Source organism: Streptomyces sp. NBC_01465, assembly GCF_036227325.1.
GTDB lineage: Bacteria > Actinomycetota > Actinomycetes > Streptomycetales > Streptomycetaceae > Streptomyces.
The window spans coordinates 7,781,588-7,797,591 of sequence record NZ_CP109467.1 but is presented as its reverse complement, the minus strand read 5'-3'; the positions used below and the strand labels follow the sequence as shown (position 1 = coordinate 7,797,591).

The window sequence follows — 16,004 nt, the reverse complement described above, 5'->3', positions numbered from 1 at the left end:
GCGCACCACACAGCGAGAACCAGGGGGTGGGCCGCATGCGCCGCCAGAGCTCGGCCACGGACGGCCAGCGCCGTGCGACGGTCACTGACGTGGCGCGGCTCGCGGGGGTCTCGACGGCCACCGTCTCGCGCGTACTCAACCGCAACTACCCGGTCGCCGCCGCGACGCGCGAGCGCGTGGAGGAGGCGATGCGCGAGCTGGGGTACGTCGTCAACGCGCACGCCCGCGCCCTGGCCGGCGTCTCGGGCCGTACGGTCGGGATCGTCGTCAGCGAGCTCATCGACCCCTTCTACGCCTACATCGCACGCGGCGTGGAGCGCGAGGCCGCGCTGGGCAACCGGCTCTGTCTGGTCTGCTGCACCCAGGGCGATCCGCAGCGCGAGCTGGCCTTCATCGAGCTGATGCACGAGCGGCGGGCGGACGCGGTGATCGTGGTCGGCGGATCCATCGCGGACCGCGCGTACACGGCCGAACTGGCCCGTCGTGCCAAGGAGTTGGACGCGGACGGCTCGAAGCTGGTGCTGTGCGGGCGGCCCCCGCTCAATGAACCGGCGCTGACCGCCCACGTCGAGTACGACAACGAGGGCGGCGCCTTCGCCATCACCGACCATCTGCTGGCGCAGGGCCACGAACGCATCCTCTACCTCGGCGGCCCGCCCGCGCTCTCCACCACCCGCGACCGGCTCGCCGGACACCGGCGGGCTCTCGACCTGCGCGGTGTGCAGCGCGATCCGGAACTGGAGCAGCTCGGTTCCTTCAGCCGGGCCTTCGGCCGTAACCGACTGGCCGAACTCCTCAGGAGCGACCTGGAGTTCACCGCCGTCTTCGCCGCCAACGACATGGTCGCGGCGGGCGCCTACCAGGCCCTGGAGGAAGCCGGGGTGCGGGTCCCGCAGGACATGTCCATCGTGGGCTACGACGATCTCCCCGTGGCCCAGGAGCTGCGTCCCCGGCTGACGACCGTGCACATTCCGCTGGAGGAGATGGGCCGGCAGGCCGTACGACTGGCCGTCTCCGGGGGCGACGAGGACGAGTGGCGCGAACAGAGCACCGGTGCGGTGCGGCTCGGCACGCACATCGTCGTACGCGACTCGGTGGCCGCTCCGGCGAAGCGCCCCGCCCGCCGGGTGTGAGCGATTACTGCCTGCTCGCCCCCTCCCGGCCATAGTAAAAGACAGTAACTTCCCGGGCCCTCTTGCGGTGAGATAGCAACCGCTTACATGCTGGCGCGCATCGCTTACGCCTCTCCATCACCCCTCGCCCCCTGGAGTCCGGATGCGCCCTGTGAACAACCCTGCGAACACCCCTTCCGCCTTCAGCCGCCGTACCGCACTCGCCGCACTGGCAGGTGCGGGAGCGGCCACCCTGATCGGTGCCGCTCCCGCCTCCGCCCATGGACGCGGCGACACCCAGCTGATCACCGCCTTCCCCGGCGCGGAGACCGAGCGGCTGCGCCTCGACCGCTCGCTGCGCGCCAGCGAGTTCATCCCCACCGGCCGCTACGCGGCACCCGGCGCCGCGGTCACCGTGGACGTCCGGCCGGGCCACGGCGCACTGCCGGTTCTGCACATCGGCACCTTCGACGACTACAACACCGATGCCGCGCTCAAGGCGCCGCGCGTCTTCCCCCTGCGCGCCGGCCGCAACACGGTCACGGACGTCTACGGCGGCCCGCTCTATCTGAGCTTCGCGGGCCATGGGCAGCACGCCTCGGTCCGGTACGTGTCGGGCACCGCCAAGATGACCGTCTTCGAGCTGGGCCGCACCACCGAAGCCGAGTTCCAGACCCAGCTGGACACGATCACCGACGTCCCCTGGGTGGAACTCACCACCGGGCAGGCCATCCTGACGCTCACCCATGAGGGCGCGCTGCTCTACCGGGGCGAGGACCACACCGCGCTGATGCGGCTCTTCGACACGGTCATCGACTCCCACAACCGCATCAGCGGCCTCGACGGCAGGACCCGCCTGGACCGTCCCAAGGCCGGGCGCTACCACTTCAACGAGGTCAGCGTCGTCCCCAAGGGCGTCGGCGCCTATGCCTGGCACGGCTTCAACGGCTTCCCCCGCGCGTACATGGACCGGCTCTGCACCGTCCAGGGCCTCACCACCCGCGGCTGGGGTCTCTACCACGAACTCGGTCACCTCAACCAGCAGGCCGCCTACCAGGCGGGCACCCTCACCGAGGTCACCGTCAACATCTACTCCCTCGCGGCCCAGCGCACCCTCGGCCAGCCCTCCAACCTGCTGACCAAGAACGCCACCACCGGCCTCAACTGGTTCCAGTCGGCGGCCCCGAAGTTCGGCACGCCGGGGCTCGCCTACACCACCTCGTTCGGCGCGTACGAGCAGCTCGTCCCGCTGCGCCAGCTCGAACTCGCCTACGGCGACGACTTCTGGCCGCGCCTGCACCAGCTCGTCCGCGCCGAGCACCAGCACGACGAGCCCGTCGAGGACTACGACCACCCGCCGGCCGTCGAGGCCAGGCAGTACCGGGCGCTCTCCACGTACGCGAGCCGCGTATCCGGCCACGACCTCACCGACTTCTTCGTCAACAAGTGGGCGTTCCCGATCGACGCGGCGGGAGTTGCCGAGATCGCTGCGCTGAAGCTGCCCGCCCCGCCCGTCGACCCGAGCACGCTCTCCGACTGACATCCACACCGGACCAGGGAGTATCCAGATGCGTATGTCCCACACGGTCAGCCGTCGCACGGCGCTCGCCTCTCTCGCAGGAGCAGGAGCCGCCGTCCTGCTCGGATCGGGCACCGCCTCGGCCCGCGCCGACGCGAACACGGTCACTGCCACGGCTTTCCCGGCCGCCGAGGCCGAGCGTCTCCGGCTGGCGACCACGTACCGCGGCAGCGACTTCATCACCACCGGCCGGTACGCACCGCCCGGGACGCCCGTCACCGTCCAGGTGACGGCGACCGGAGGTGTGCTGCCGACCCTGCACATCGGCACGTACGACAACTACCACGCGGTCACCGCCCAGCGGACCCCCCGCGACTTCACCCTGAAGCAGGGCGCCAACACCGTCACCGACACCTACGGCGGCCCGGTCTACCTGCGGCTACCGGGCAACGGCCAGCAGGCGCAGGTGACCTTCACCGCAGGCTCCGTGCAGATGCCGACGTTCGTCCTGGGTTCGACCAGCGAGTCCGCGTTCCAGTCCCAGCTGGACACCCTGACCGCCTCGGCCTGGGTCGAGCTGACGTCCCCGCACGCGATCATCACCGTGACCCGCGCCGACTTCCTCGCCCATCGCGGCGAGGACCACGTCACGCTGATGAACCTGGTGGAGCAGCTGATCGCCTCGCATGCGGCGGTGAGCGGACTCGACGGCTCGGCCCCGCTGCACCGGCGCAAGGCGGGCAAGTACCAGTTCGTCGAGGTCTCCAAGGTCCCCACGGGCGTCGGCGCGTACGCCACGCACTACTTCAACGGCTTCCCCGTCGCCTATCTCGACCGCCTGATCACCGTCGACGGCGTACGGAACCGCGGCTGGGGCTTCTACCACGAACTCGGCCATCTGCATCAGCAGTTCGCCTACCGTCCCGCCGGCCTCACCGAGGTCTCGGTCAACATCTACTCCCTCGCCGCCCAGCGCATCTTCGGCCAGACGTCCAATCTCCTCACGGTCGACCCCACGACCGGGCTGAACTGGTTCCAGAGCGCGCTCCCCAAACTCGGCACCACGGGGCTCGACTTCACCACCTCCTTCGGGCCGTACGAGAAGCTCGTCTCCCTGCGCCAGCTGGAACTCGCCTTCGGCACCGGGATCTGGCCCAAGCTGCACAAGCTGATCCGCGTGGAGAACCCGCAGTCCGACTGGCAGACCCAGGACGCCCTGCGCTGGACCAACTACGCCGTCTACCTCAGCCGGGTCACCGGCCGCGACCTCACCGACTTCCTCGTGAACAAGTGGGCGTACCCCATCAACGCCGAAGGCAGAGCAGCCCTGGCGGCCCTCGCCCTACCGGCCCCCTCCACCGACCCCAGCACGCTCTACGATTCCTAGATTCCTCAGCTCAGGAGCATGACCCGAATGACCCCGCCCTTCCTTCACCTCCCCCCGACCGACCGTCTGCTCTCCTCGCGCACCGGCTGGACCCGCGCCCACTGGGAGGTCCTCGCCGACCATCTCCTGGACTCGCTCGTGCCGTACGCGACGCCGGGATTCGCGCAGTACCGGCTGCCCGGGCGCGGCAGTTGGTCGGGGCTGGTGTCGGACGGTCTCGAAGGGTACGCACGGTCATTCCTGCTCGCCGCCTTCCGCATAGCGGGGGCCCACGGCGAGGTGGACCCGCTGTTGATCGAACGCTACGCGCAGGGCCTGACAACGGGCACCGACCCGGACTCCCGCGAAGCCTGGCCGCGCCTCACCGAGTGCTCGCAGCAGATGGTCGAGGCGGCGTCCATCGCGGTCGGCCTGCACGAGACCCGCCCCTGGATCTGGGACAAGCTCGACACCAAGGTCCAGGAGCGGGTCGTCGACTGGTTCTCCGGCTTCGTCGGAAACCGCACCTGGGACAACAACTGGCGGCTCTTCCAGGTCGTTTCGGAACAGTTCCTCGCCTCCGTCGGCGCTCCCTTCAGCCAGTCCGACATCGACGGCGGCCTGGACCGCATCGAGGACTGGTACGTCGGCGACGGCTGGTACACCGACGGCGACGGACGCAATTTCGACTACTACGTCGGCTGGGCGCTCCACCTCTACCCGCTGCTCTGGTCACGCATCGCCGGCGAGGACCCCGAGAGCGGCCGCACCAAGGTCTACCGCGACCGCCTCTCCCAATTCCTCGGCGGCTACCAGCACTTCTTCTCCACCGACGGCTCCCCCGTCCACCAGGGCCGCTCGCTCACCTACCGCTACGCCGCCCTCGCCCCCGTCTGGATGGGCGCGCTCGCCGACTGCACCCCGCTCCCCCCGGGCCGCACCCGCCGCCTCGCCTCCGGCACCATGCGCCACTTCGCCGAGCGAGGCGTCCCCGACGAGCGCGGGCTGCTCACCCTCGGCTGGTACGACACCTTCCTGCCCACCACCCAGCCGTACTCGGGACCCGCATCCCCCTACTGGGCGTCCAAGGGCTTCCTCGGCCTGCTGCTCCCCGCCGACCACCCCACCTGGACCGCACGCGAACAGGCCCTTCCCATCGAGGAGTCCGACCAGTACACGGCCCTGCCCGCCCCCGGCTGGCTGCTGCACGGGACGCGCGACGACGGCATCGTCCGCCTGGTCAACCACGGCAGCGACCACAATCCGCCCGACGGCCCGGGCAACGACGACCCGCACTACACCAAGCTCGCCTACTCCTCGGCGACCGCACCCGACGCCGCCCCGCACGCCGTCTCCCGGACCGTCGACAGCCATCTCGCGGTCCTCTCCCCCGACGGCACGCCCTCGCGCCGCCGCCGTATCCACCCGGTCGCCTGCGAGGGACGTACCGCATCGTCCTGGTACGAGGACGAGACCCAGGGCTGCCGGGTCGAGACGACCAGCGTGCTGCACGGTCCGTGGGAGATCCGCGTGCACCGCGTCGACGCTCAGGAGGGCGCGACCGTCCGCGAGGGCGGCTTCGCGGTGGCGTCCGCCGAGCGCCCCGTCGCCGAATCCGGCCCCGGCTGGGCTCTTGCCCGTACGGCCGACGGTCTGACCAGCGCGATCGTGGCGCTGCACGGCTGGCAGGACACGGCGGTCGCGCGCGACGTACAGGCCAATGCGTACGGACCGCAGTCCGCGACGCCGTACGCCCAGACCGCGGCGCACCCCGGCGGCCGGAGCGTCCACGTCTCACTGATCGCGCTCTCGCGCGACACGGTCCACCCGCAGGCGCTGCGCGAATCGATCGCCGTGGAGGTGACCGACGGGTGCGTCCGGCTGGAGTTCCCGGACGGCACCGTGGTGAGCGTCTGACCCCGCCGACTCAGTAGAAGCCGTCCTCCCGGCGGTGGATCGTCTCCAGGAGTTCCGCCGCCATGGCCTTGATGGTGTCGAGCCCGGCCCTCCCCCACGCCCTGGGCTCGATGTCCGCGACACAGATCGTGCCGATCACGATCCCCGTACGGTCGATGAGCGGCGCCCCCATGTAGGAGCGGATGCCGATCTCGTCGACCACCGGATTGCCCGCGAACCGCGGGTAGTCGCAGACGTCCTCGAGGACCAGCGCCTTCCGCCGGGCGACCACGTGCGGGCAGTAGCCGTGGTCGCGCGCGAGGATCCGGCCGATCACTCCCGCGGCGGCCACCTTGGTCAGGTCGGTGCCGACGTGGGAGCCGCTCGGGGTGTGCAGCCCCGCGAAGAACTGCCGGTTCTCGTCAATGAAGTTGACCATCCCGTACGGGGCCGACGTGGCCTCCGCCAGCCGCCGCGCGAAGTCGTCGAAACCCGCGTCCGGGCGCTCCCCTATGCCGAGTTGGCGCAGTCTCCGCACCCGTTCCGGGGCTTCGCGGTCGACGGGGGTCACCAGCATGCGGTCGGTCGGGTTGTACGTCACGAGAGTGCTCCCTGGTCGTCCGTGGCCGGCGTGGTGGCGAGCAGATGCTGCACGAGCGTGACCAGGGCCCGGATGCCCGAGCTGGCGATCCGGGCGTCGCACAGCAGCACGGGCACGTCCGGTTTGAGGTCGAGCGCGGCCCGCACCTCCTCCGGCTCGTAGCGGTAGGCGCCGTCGAACTCATTGACGGCGATGACGAATCCGAGGCCGCGCTGCTCGAAGAAGTCGATCGCCCCGAAGCAGTCCACGAGCCGCCGGGTGTCGGCGAGGACCACGGCGCCGAGCGCGCCGGCGGAGAGTTCGTCCCACATGAACCAGAAGCGCTCCTGGCCCGGTGTGCCGAAGAGGTACAGCACATGGTCGGGACTGAGCGTGATCCGGCCGAAGTCCAGGGCCACGGTCGTGGTGGTCTTGGACTCGACACCGTCCAGATCGTCGGTCCCCTCACCGGCCTCGGTGAGCATCTCCTCCGTACTGAGCGGTGAAATCTCGCTGACCGCTCCCACAAAGGTGGTCTTGCCGACCCCGAAACCGCCTGCGACCAGGATCTTCAGTGCGGTGGGGAAGAGATCAGAGCCGTCGTCGTAGGCCATCGAGCACTGCCTCCAGCAAGGAAAGGTCGGTGGGGTCTTCGTCGAATCGGGGGGCGCGGGTGGTGACCGCGCCGCATTCCATCAGGTCGGAGAGGAGCACTTTGGCGACCACGGCGGGCAGCCGCAGATGCGCCGCGATCTCCGCCACGGAGGTGGACTGGAGTCCGCACAGGCCCAGCGCCTGGGTGTGTTCGAGCCCGAGGTGGGCAGGGGGCGACGTCCCGGTGGCCCTGACCAGGGTCAGCAGGTCGAGCGCGGCGGTGGGCCGGGTCCGGCCGTTGCTCACGGCGTACGGACGGATCAGCCGGCCCGCCGCGTCGTCGAGCCACGGCCCCTCCTGCGGGAGCGGCACGGTCAGCGCCCCGTGGCGCTGGACGCCTCGGCCCGTTTCCGGGCGTGCGTCACCAGGTACGGCCGTACGCTCTTGACCAGCATCGCCATCTCGTAGCCGAGCACCGCCGCGTCCGCCTCGCGTCCGGCCAGTACGGCCAGACAGGTGCCCGAGCCCGCGGTCGAGACGAAGAGCAGCGTGGTGTCGAGCTCCACGACCACCTGCCGTACGTCGCCGCCGTCGCCGAAGCGGACCCCCGCGCTGCGGCCCAGCGAGTACAGGCCGGAGGCGAGCGCCGCCATGTGGTCGGCGCTGTCGGCGTCGAGTCCGTGGACGGACTTCACCAGTCCGTCGGCGGAGAGCAGGACCGCGCTGCGGGTGAACGGGACGCGCTGGACCAGTCCGCTCAACAGCCAGTCGAGGTCGGACACGTGGCCGGTCGGCACATCACTCGCCATGGTCATTTACTCCTTGAAGGTGTCATTGTCGAGCGACGGATCCGGCCGCACGTCGGGCTCTGCCTCGGCCAGCGAGATGCCCCGCTGGAAGGCCGCCATCAGTCCCGGGTCGTGCGCCTCGGGGTGCTCGTCGTCCCTGCGGGGGACGGGCACCTCCTTGAGCTGCGGGACCAGGTGCTCCTGGCTCCGCCGCCTGGGCAGCACCGGACGGTGCCCGGTCGGCAGGTGCGGCGCGGCCCTGACCGTCTCGGTGGTGTCGTGGTCCGGGCGCGGACCGTGGTGCACGCCCGGGAGCGCTGCCGCCGGATTGGGGCGCTCGCCCTGGGTGTCGCGTACGGGAAGAGCCGTGGAGAGGGGGTCCGGTGCATGGACCGGGACCGGTTCGGGCAGCGGGTCGGGCTGCGCGGGCGGCGGCGCCTGTGCCGGAATGGGGGGTGCCGGTGCGACGGGGGCGGCCCCCGCGGAGTGCGACAGCCCCTCCTGGTCGGTGCCGAGCAGACCCGCGGGCAGGATCAGGACCGCCTGCACCCCGCCGTAGATGTTGGTCTGCAGCCGGACCGAGATGCCGTGTCTGCGGGCCAGCGCGGAGACGACGTACAGGCCGATCCGCCCGTCCTGCAGCAGATGCCCGACGTTGACCTGGTCGGGGTCGGCCAGCAGCGCGTTCATCTTGTTGGTCTCGGTGACGGACATGCCGAGGCCCCGGTCCTCGACCTCGACGGCGAGTCCCGACGTGACGTGCTGGGCGCGCAGCAGCACCTGGGTGTGCGGCGCGGAGAACACCGTGGCGTTCTCGACCAGTTCGGCCAGCAGGTGGATGACGTCGGCGACGGCGTGGCCGCGCAGGGTGCCGTCGATCGGCGGCACGAGTTTCACGCGCGGGTACTGCTCGACCTCGGCGATGGCGGAGCGCAGCACCTCGGTCATGGAGACCGGGTTGGACCACTGCCGCCGGGAGATCGCACCGCCGAGGACGGCGAGGTTCTCGGCGTGCCTGCGGATCCGGGTCGCCAGGTGGTCGACGTGGAAGAGCCCCTTGAGGAGCTCCGGGTCCTCTACCTGGTTCTCCAGTTCGTCGAGGAGCTGGATCTCCCGGTGCACGAGGGACTGCAGGCGGCGCGCGAGATTGACGAAGACCTCCACCTTCTGTTCGTCGCCCGCGCTGCTGGAGAGCTGTGCGGCCTGGACCACCGTGGCGACGGCGACCTCGTGCGCCCGGCCCAGCTCCTGGGCGAGCAGGTCGAAGGCGTCGCCATGGGTGGTGTTCGGCGGCTGGGTTCGTCGTACGGGCGGCCCTTCACCGCGTCTCAACTGGTCGACGACCGCCCGCAGATCCGCCTGGGAGCGCGCGCTGGTACGGCGCAGCGCGTTGCACCGGCTCAGTACGGACCGGGCGATGCGGTCGGCGCCGAGCGCGGCAGAGGCGATGGCGGCGACGGCGAGCACCGCGAATCCGGTGAGCGCTCCGCGTAACGCCGCCGAGGGATGGACGTGTCCGGCGTGGATCGTGTAGACGACGGCTGCCGCACCGCTCAGGGCGGCGACCACGGTCGGCAGTATCGCGGTGCGCAGGAACTGGGGCCGTATGCGGGCCTCCAGTCCCGGGGGCGCGGACCGGGGGCGGCCACCGCCCGGGCCGGGCGGGGATGCGGTCCGCCCCGGCGTGGGCGCGGGACGGGTGCCCGGCCGGCCGTGCCGGCCGCCTTCAGGGCGGTCCGTCCGCGCGGCGGGTGCGCGAAGATGAGACATCAGCGTCCTCGGTACGTGGGAACCCATGGCTCATCAACACGGGCCCAACAGGGTCGATGTGGCCGCGCGTTGATCAGCAGCCACACACAGTAGTCGTCAACCGCTCACGCTCGATGCGCAGTTGACAAACTTGTACGCTCACCATCCCGCTCTGGTATGAGGGTTCGTACGGGTGCCCGAGGACTAGAGAGCGGGTGCGGTTTCGAGGCCTCCGGTGGCCGCGGAGGGCCACCCTCCGGCGGAGGCATAGATCGCGTACGGGCGCCTCGATTCCTTCGGGAAATATTTGTTAGTTAAGTTTCCTGTCTTGACATGACCTCACCAGAACGCGTAGAAATCCCGTCAACGGCTCGGCGCGGAGGTTCCCAACCTGACGCGCTCACCTGCATCGGGGCATGCAGCTGACCCGGCCGCCGCGGTCGTATTCCGCCATGCCTGACGCCCAAGTGCAGCTCGTCCCGCGCGCGTTGATGACCACACACGTGCCGGATCGCCGCGCTGCCGGCTGTCGCCCAGGCGCTGCTCAGGTCCATCGCACCGACAGCACTCCCCCACGCCTGTTCAAGGAGATCAGCATGACGCCTCCCTACCCTCCCCTGCCCCCGCCCGATCGGCGCAGTGCGCACACACGACGTGGCGCGCGCCCCCGGCGCGCTCTCATCGCCGCCGGACTGAGTGTGGCCGTGGGCCTGCTGGGTCTGACCGCGAACGCCATCGCGTCCCCCCTCGGCGCCACGGGCTCCGCTTCGTCCCCGGTGACCGTGACCGCCGACGGGATCCCCCGGTACGACCATGTCGTGGTCGTGACGGAGGAGAACAAGTTCTACGACGACGTCGTCGGCAGCTCCAATGCCCCGTATATCAACTCCCTTGCCAAACAAGGCGCTTCGTTCTCCAACATGCACGGCACGACCCACCCGAGCCAGGGCAACTACGTGGCGCTCCTCTCAGGTTCCACGCACGGCATCGCCGACGACGAATGCCCGTACGACTTCAAGGACGACAACCTCGCCAACCAGCTCCTCACACGCGGCCACACCTTCGTCGGCTACTCCGAGGACCTCCCGGCCGACGGATCGAAGGACTGCGGCGACGACGGAAGCAGCGGCTATGCCCGCAAGCACAACGGCTGGGTCGACTTCTCCAACGTCCCCGCCGCCTCCAACCTGCGCTACAGCCGCTTCCCCACGGACTACAGCAAGCTCCCGGACGTGTCGTTCGTGACGCCGAACCTCGACAACGACATGCACGACGGCACCGTCAAGCAGGGCGACACCTGGCTGAAGAACAACTTCGACGGCTACATCCAGTGGGCCAAGACCCACAACAGCCTGCTCGTCCTGACCTGGGACGAGAACGACGGCGACGACTCCAACAACCAGATAGCCACGATGGTCGTCGGCGCGAACGTCAGCAAGGGCGCCACCTCGGCCACCAAGTACAGCCACTACTCGATCCTGCGCACCCTGGAGGACATGTACGGGCTGCCCGCCCTGGGCAGCGCGGCCACGGCGAAGCCGATCACCGACGTCTGGGACGTGAGCACCACCCCGCCTCCCACCACCCCGCCTCCCACGACACCTCCGCCCACCACCCCACCCCCCGCGGCGACGAACCTCGCGCAGGGCAAGCCGACCACCACCTCCTCCACCGAGAGCACCTCCTACCCCGGCGCGAAGGCCGTGGACGGCAGCGCCACCACGCGCTGGGCCAGCAAGGAGGGCTCCGACCCGCAGTGGATCTCGGTCGACCTCGGCGCGGACACCGCGATCGGCCGCGTCCAGCTCAAGTGGGAGTCGGCGTACGGGAAGTCGTACAGGATCGAGACCTCGACGGACGGCACCACCTGGACGTCGGCGTACTCCACGACCACCGGCAACGGCGGCACCGACGACCTGACGGTCAGCGGGCACGGCCGCTACGTACGGATGAACGGCACGCAGCGCGGCACGGCGTACGGCTATTCGCTGTACGAATTCGAGGTGTACGGAAACAGTTCCACCCCGCCCACCACACCTCCCCCGACGACCCCACCCGCCACAACTCCCCCCGCCGGTTCGGGCGCCGACCTGACCGACCCGCACAAGAAGGAGATCGCGATGGAGCTCGTCTCCAGCGCGGAGAACTCCTCACTGGACTGGAAGGGCCAGTACGCCTACATCGAGGACATCGGTGACGGCCGCGGCTACACCGCCGGGATCATCGGCTTCTGCTCCGGCACCGGCGACATGCTCGACCTCGTCAAGCACTACACCGACCTGAAGCCGGGCAACGCCCTGGCCGCGTACCTGCCCGCGCTCGAAAAGGTCAACGGCAGCGCCTCCCACACGGGTCTCGGCTCGGCCTTCGAGTCCGCCTGGCAGAACGCGGCCAAGGACGCGGTGTTCCAGCAGGCACAGAACGACGAACGCGACCGCGTGTACTTCGACCCGGCGGTCAGCCAGGCCAAGACCGACGGCCTGCGCGCGCTCGGCCAGTTCGCGTACTACGACGCCATCGTGATGCACGGCCCCGGCGACGACGCGACCAGCTTCGGCGGGATCCGCAAGACCGCCATGAAGAAGGCCAAGACCCCGGCGCAGGGCGGCAACGAGACCGCGTACATCAACGCCTTCCTCGACGCCCGCAAGGCGGCCATGCTCACCGAGGCCGCGCACGACGACACCAGCCGCGTCGACACGGAACAGCGCGTCTTCCTCAACAACGGCAATCTCGACCTGAATCCGCCGCTGCAGTGGAAGGTCTACGGCGACCCGTACACGATCAACGACTGACTGACCCACCTCCTGCTCACGGGCCCGCCGGCCGGACCCCAACACCCCGGCCGGCGGGCCCCCGCCCCAAGACAGGACAGTCATGTACGTCTCATCGACCCGGGCGACGGCCCCTCCCGGATCCCCCACGCCCCCTCCCGCCCCCACCACCCGCGACCGGCGCCGCGCGTGGGCAGGAGTGGACTCCAACGTCCTCGCGCTCGGATCCGTCAGCCTGGTCACGGACATCTCCTCCGAGATGATCACTGCGGTGCTGCCGATGTACGTCATCTTCACACTCGGCCTGAACCCCCTGCAGTTCGGTGCACTCAACGGCATGTACTTCGGGGTCACCGCCCTGGTGCGGGTAGCCGGAGGCCACGCCGCGGACCGCTGGCAGCGCCGCAAACTGGTGGCGGGCAGCGGCTACGCACTGTCGGCGCTCTGCAAACTGGGCCTGCTCGCGGCAGGCTCCTCCGTACCGGCGCTGGGCGCGGTGATCGCGGCCGACCGTACGGGCAAGGGCCTGCGCACCGGCCCGCGCGACGCCCTGATCTCACTGAGCAGCACACCTGGGACACTGGGCCGTTCCTTCGGCGCGCACAGGGCGCTGGACACCACGGGCGCGTTCCTCGGACCGCTGGTCGCCTTCGGATTGCTCCTTGCCACACCCGGCAGGTACGACACGGTCTTCGTGGCCAGCTTCTGCATCGCGGTATTCGCGCTGGTGATCCTGGGCCTGTTCGTACGAGACCGGCGCCGGCCCCTGGAACAGCCGCAACAGCGGGCGACCGTACGCGAGATGCTCAAGCTCCTCCTCCGGCCAGGATTCCGGAGGGTGGGGATCGGCGTACTGCTCCTTGGCGCGGTGACGCTGAGCGACTCGTTCGTCTATCTCCTGATCCAGCAGCGCCTGGACATCTCGGAGGAGTACTTCCCGCTGCTGCCGCTGGGCACCACGGGCGTATACCTCCTGACGGCGATGCCACTGGGCCAACTGGCAGACCGTATCGGCAGATTGAGAGTCTTTGTCGCCGGATACGGTGCACTGCTCCTCGCCTATCTCTCCCTGTTCGGCCCGGTCGGCGGAGCCGGTCTGGTGATCACCACGCTCGTCCTCCACGGCTTGTTCTACGCGGCCACCGACGGGGTCCTGATGGCCGCGATCGGGCCGATGGTGCCCGAACACCTCCGCGCCGCCGGAATGTCACTGATCCAGACGGCCCAGTCCCTGGCAACGCTGGCGTCCTCGATGCTGTTCGGCGCCGCCTGGTCGGTATGGGGCCTGCACACGGCACTCGCGGTCGCCCTCGCCGTACTGACGGCCGCGATCGCGGCGGCGCTGCTGATCCTCCCTCTGCGCAAGGAGAACGTGGCATGAATGCCAGGACTCGTCTTCTCATTCTGTTGACGACGGCCCTGCTCGCCGCGACCACAGTCACGGGATACGCGCTGAGGTCCCGCGACCACAGCGGCGCCGACGGCGTGAGCGGAGTCGTACGACTGGACGCGGCAGGGCAGATCCTCTTCCGCAACACCGAACCGGGCGCCTCGTTCGGCAGGATCGCCTCGGTCCCCCTGGCCCGCCCCACCACTCCCCGGACCAGCGGCAAGATGCTGTGCGACCGGCTCTACGCAGCCCACGGCACAGGACTCTGCATGCAGCGCAGGGGCCCGGTGCCCTCCACGCACGTCATGGTGCTCGACAGTGACCTGCACCAGAAACGCCAGGTCAAGACGGAGGGCTTCCCCAACAGGGCAAGGGTCTCGGCCAGCGGGAACATGCTCTCCTGGACGACCTTCGTCCAGGGCGACTCCTACCTCAGGGACGACTTCTCGACCCGGACCTCGATCCTCGACACCAGGACCGGGCACGTGATCCCCAACATCGAGCAGATCCCGCTGACGCTGGACGGAAGGCCGTACCGCGCAGCTGACTTGAACTTCTGGGGCGTCACCTTCGCCGCGGACGACAACACGTTCTACGCCACGGCACGCACGGGCGGCCGCACCTACCTGATCAAGGGCGACTACCGGAAGTGGACGGCCCGCACCCTGCGCACCAACGCCGAATGCCCGTCCCTCTCACCGGACAACACTCACATCGTGTTCAAGAAGAGGGTCAACGCCAGCGCCAACAGACCATGGCGTCTCTACGCCCTGGACCTGACCACGATGAAGGAGACCCCCCTGGCGGAGGAGCACAGCGTGGACGACCAGGCGGCCTGGCTGGACGACCACACGGTGATGTACGGCCTGCCGCGCCATGGGGGCGGCTGGGACGTATGGTCGGTGCCGGCGGACGGCGGCGGCGCACCGCGCCTCCTCATCCACAATGCCAGCTCACCAGCTGCAGTGGGTCGTTGACCGCTCGGCGAGCTCGACCTCCGCCCCAGCAGGCCGCCGCCATGGATGCGCGACGGGTGAGGACACCGCCCGCCACCACGCATCCACAGGAAGCTTCCCGGCCGGCTCGAACGGCTCCCCAGGCCGGGGAAACGCTGCCGCCTGCCCGACCTCCTCGGCAGCATCCCTCGTCCACTCCCCCGGCTCCGCCCACGCATGCGGAGCCAGATTGAACGTCCCCCAGTGAATCGGCAGCAACACCCCGTGCGGGCTGCCACCCTGCAGGTCACGATGCGCCTGGACTCCCTCGGCAGGGGTCATGTGGATGTCCGGCCAGTACTCGCTGTACGCGCCGATCTGGATCATCGTCGCGTCGAACGGGCCGTGCCCGGCTCCGATGTCCTTGAAGCCGGGGAAGTACCCCGTGTCACCGCTGTGGTAGATCCGGTGTTCGGGCCCCGCGACGGCCCAGGACGCCCAGAGCGTGTGCTGCTGGTTGCGCAGTCCGCGCCCGCAGAAGTGCCGGGCGGGTGTCGCGGTGAGGCTGATGCCGTTGACCTTGGCGGTCTCGTTCCAGTCCAGCTCGTGCAGCCGGTCCGGGGAGACGCCCCAGTGCTCCAGGTGCGCGCCGACGCCGAGCGGGACGGCGAAGACCGTGTCCGTACCGGCGAGGGCCTTGATGGTGGGCAGGTCGAGGTGGTCGTAGTGGTCGTGGGAGATCACGACGACGTCCACCGGGCCGAGCGCGGCGAGCGGCAGCGGGACCGGGTGCAGCCGCTTGGGCCCGGCGAAGGCGAAAGGTGAGCAGCGCTCGCCCCAGACCGGGTCGAAAAGGACCCTCCGGCCGTCGATCTCGGCGAGAACGCTCGAATGCCCCATCCAGGTGAGCCGCAGCCCCGAGGCCGGTTCCTTCGCGAGGTCCGCGAAGGTCGTGGGGTGTACGGGAATGGTGCCGGAGGGGGTCCTGAGGACGCGCTCCTCCTTGCGGAAGTACACCTTCGCGAACTCGACCATCGAGCCCGTCGGCCTGGTACGGGCCCCGAGCGGGTTCTGGAAGACCCCGTCCGCGAAGTTGGGCGAGCGGCGGATCCTCGCCATCCGCTCTCCCGCGGGGTCCGCGCCGAAGGCGTCCGGCCGCGCTGCACGGAGGCTGGAGCGAAGGGATCGGGAGCCGGACACGTGACCTCCTGGTGTTCGATGTCCGCTCCATTATGTGCGGCCGGTACGACAGGGGAGGAACGCTCCGGTTACGGGACACCCCCAGCTACTGATCATCTGTT

General features: G+C 69.8%; 13 protein-coding genes and 1 pseudogene. 8 read left to right on the top strand and 6 right to left on the bottom strand.

All coding sequences use genetic code 11. The features are described from left to right. Positions 1–35: 35 nt before the first annotated feature. From OG707_RS36295 to OG707_RS36280, 4 genes are all read left to right on the top strand, one after another. Positions 36–1,133, top strand: a complete 1,098-nt coding sequence (locus OG707_RS36295) for a LacI family DNA-binding transcriptional regulator (RefSeq protein WP_329128157.1) — start codon at positions 36–38, stop codon at positions 1,131–1,133. A 142-nt stretch (positions 1,134–1,275) separates the two neighbouring features. Beyond that, on the top strand, positions 1,276–2,652 hold the full coding sequence (locus OG707_RS36290) for a M60 family metallopeptidase (RefSeq protein ID WP_329126050.1): 1,377 nt from the start codon (positions 1,276–1,278) through the stop codon (positions 2,650–2,652). Positions 2,653–2,680: 28 nt separating this feature from the next. Beyond that, positions 2,681–4,018, top strand: coding sequence for a M60 family metallopeptidase (locus tag OG707_RS36285; RefSeq protein ID WP_329126049.1), 1,338 nt, complete (start codon positions 2,681–2,683; stop codon positions 4,016–4,018). A 27-nt stretch (positions 4,019–4,045) separates the two neighbouring features. Then, complete coding sequence (locus OG707_RS36280) at positions 4,046–5,914, top strand: DUF2264 domain-containing protein (RefSeq protein ID WP_329128155.1); 1,869 nt, start codon at positions 4,046–4,048, stop codon at positions 5,912–5,914. A 10-nt stretch (positions 5,915–5,924) separates the two neighbouring features. On the opposite strand, the gene OG707_RS36275 is transcribed toward OG707_RS36280, so the two are convergent. The 5 genes from OG707_RS36275 to OG707_RS36255 are packed head-to-tail and all read right to left on the bottom strand — an operon-like array spanning position 5,925 to position 9,625. Then, the gene (locus tag OG707_RS36275; protein WP_329126048.1) at positions 5,925–6,494 is read right to left on the bottom strand and encodes a GAF domain-containing protein; all 570 of its coding nucleotides are present in this window, start codon (positions 6,492–6,494) and stop codon (positions 5,925–5,927) included. Then, a complete protein-coding gene (locus OG707_RS36270; RefSeq protein ID WP_329126047.1) occupies positions 6,491–7,087 on the bottom strand; it encodes a GTP-binding protein in 597 nt (198 codons plus the stop codon). Before OG707_RS36270 ends, OG707_RS36275 begins: the two co-directional genes overlap by 4 nt. Continuing rightward, positions 7,065–7,439 carry a DUF742 domain-containing protein gene (locus OG707_RS36265; RefSeq protein ID WP_329126046.1) on the bottom strand — a complete coding sequence of 125 codons (375 nt, stop codon included), beginning with the start codon at positions 7,437–7,439 and terminating at the stop codon, positions 7,065–7,067. Before OG707_RS36265 ends, OG707_RS36270 begins: the two co-directional genes overlap by 23 nt. A gap of 2 nt (positions 7,440–7,441) precedes the next feature. Then, complete coding sequence (locus OG707_RS36260; RefSeq protein ID WP_329126045.1) at positions 7,442–7,876, bottom strand: roadblock/LC7 domain-containing protein; 435 nt, start codon at positions 7,874–7,876, stop codon at positions 7,442–7,444. A 6-nt stretch (positions 7,877–7,882) separates the two neighbouring features. Then, entirely contained in the window at positions 7,883–9,625 is a 1,743-nt protein-coding gene (locus OG707_RS36255) for a sensor histidine kinase (protein ID WP_329126044.1), read from the bottom strand. Between the two features lie 395 nt (positions 9,626–10,020). On the opposite strand from OG707_RS36255, the pseudogene OG707_RS36250 reads away from it, so the two are divergent. From OG707_RS36250 to OG707_RS36235, 4 genes and pseudogenes are all read left to right on the top strand, one after another. Continuing rightward, positions 10,021–11,541, top strand: a pseudogene (locus tag OG707_RS36250) (alkaline phosphatase family protein); the annotation flags it as partial. A 66-nt stretch (positions 11,542–11,607) separates the two neighbouring features. Beyond that, positions 11,608–12,399: a chitosanase gene (locus OG707_RS36245; protein ID WP_443071511.1), complete on the top strand. Its 792-nt coding sequence runs from the start codon at positions 11,608–11,610 to the stop codon at positions 12,397–12,399. 82 nt (positions 12,400–12,481) lie between these two features. After that, on the top strand, positions 12,482–13,759 hold the full coding sequence (locus tag OG707_RS36240) for an MFS transporter (RefSeq protein WP_329126042.1): 1,278 nt from the start codon (positions 12,482–12,484) through the stop codon (positions 13,757–13,759). Next, positions 13,756–14,745: a TolB family protein gene (locus OG707_RS36235; protein ID WP_329126040.1), complete on the top strand. Its 990-nt coding sequence runs from the start codon at positions 13,756–13,758 to the stop codon at positions 14,743–14,745. The genes OG707_RS36240 and OG707_RS36235 overlap by 4 nt, the downstream gene beginning before the upstream one ends. Here OG707_RS36235 and OG707_RS36230 read toward each other — a convergent pair. Beyond that, on the bottom strand, positions 14,722–15,903 hold the full coding sequence (locus tag OG707_RS36230; RefSeq protein ID WP_329126038.1) for an MBL fold metallo-hydrolase: 1,182 nt from the start codon (positions 15,901–15,903) through the stop codon (positions 14,722–14,724). The two genes, OG707_RS36235 and OG707_RS36230, sit on opposite strands and share 24 nt — an antisense overlap. Positions 15,904–16,004 lie beyond the last annotated feature (101 nt).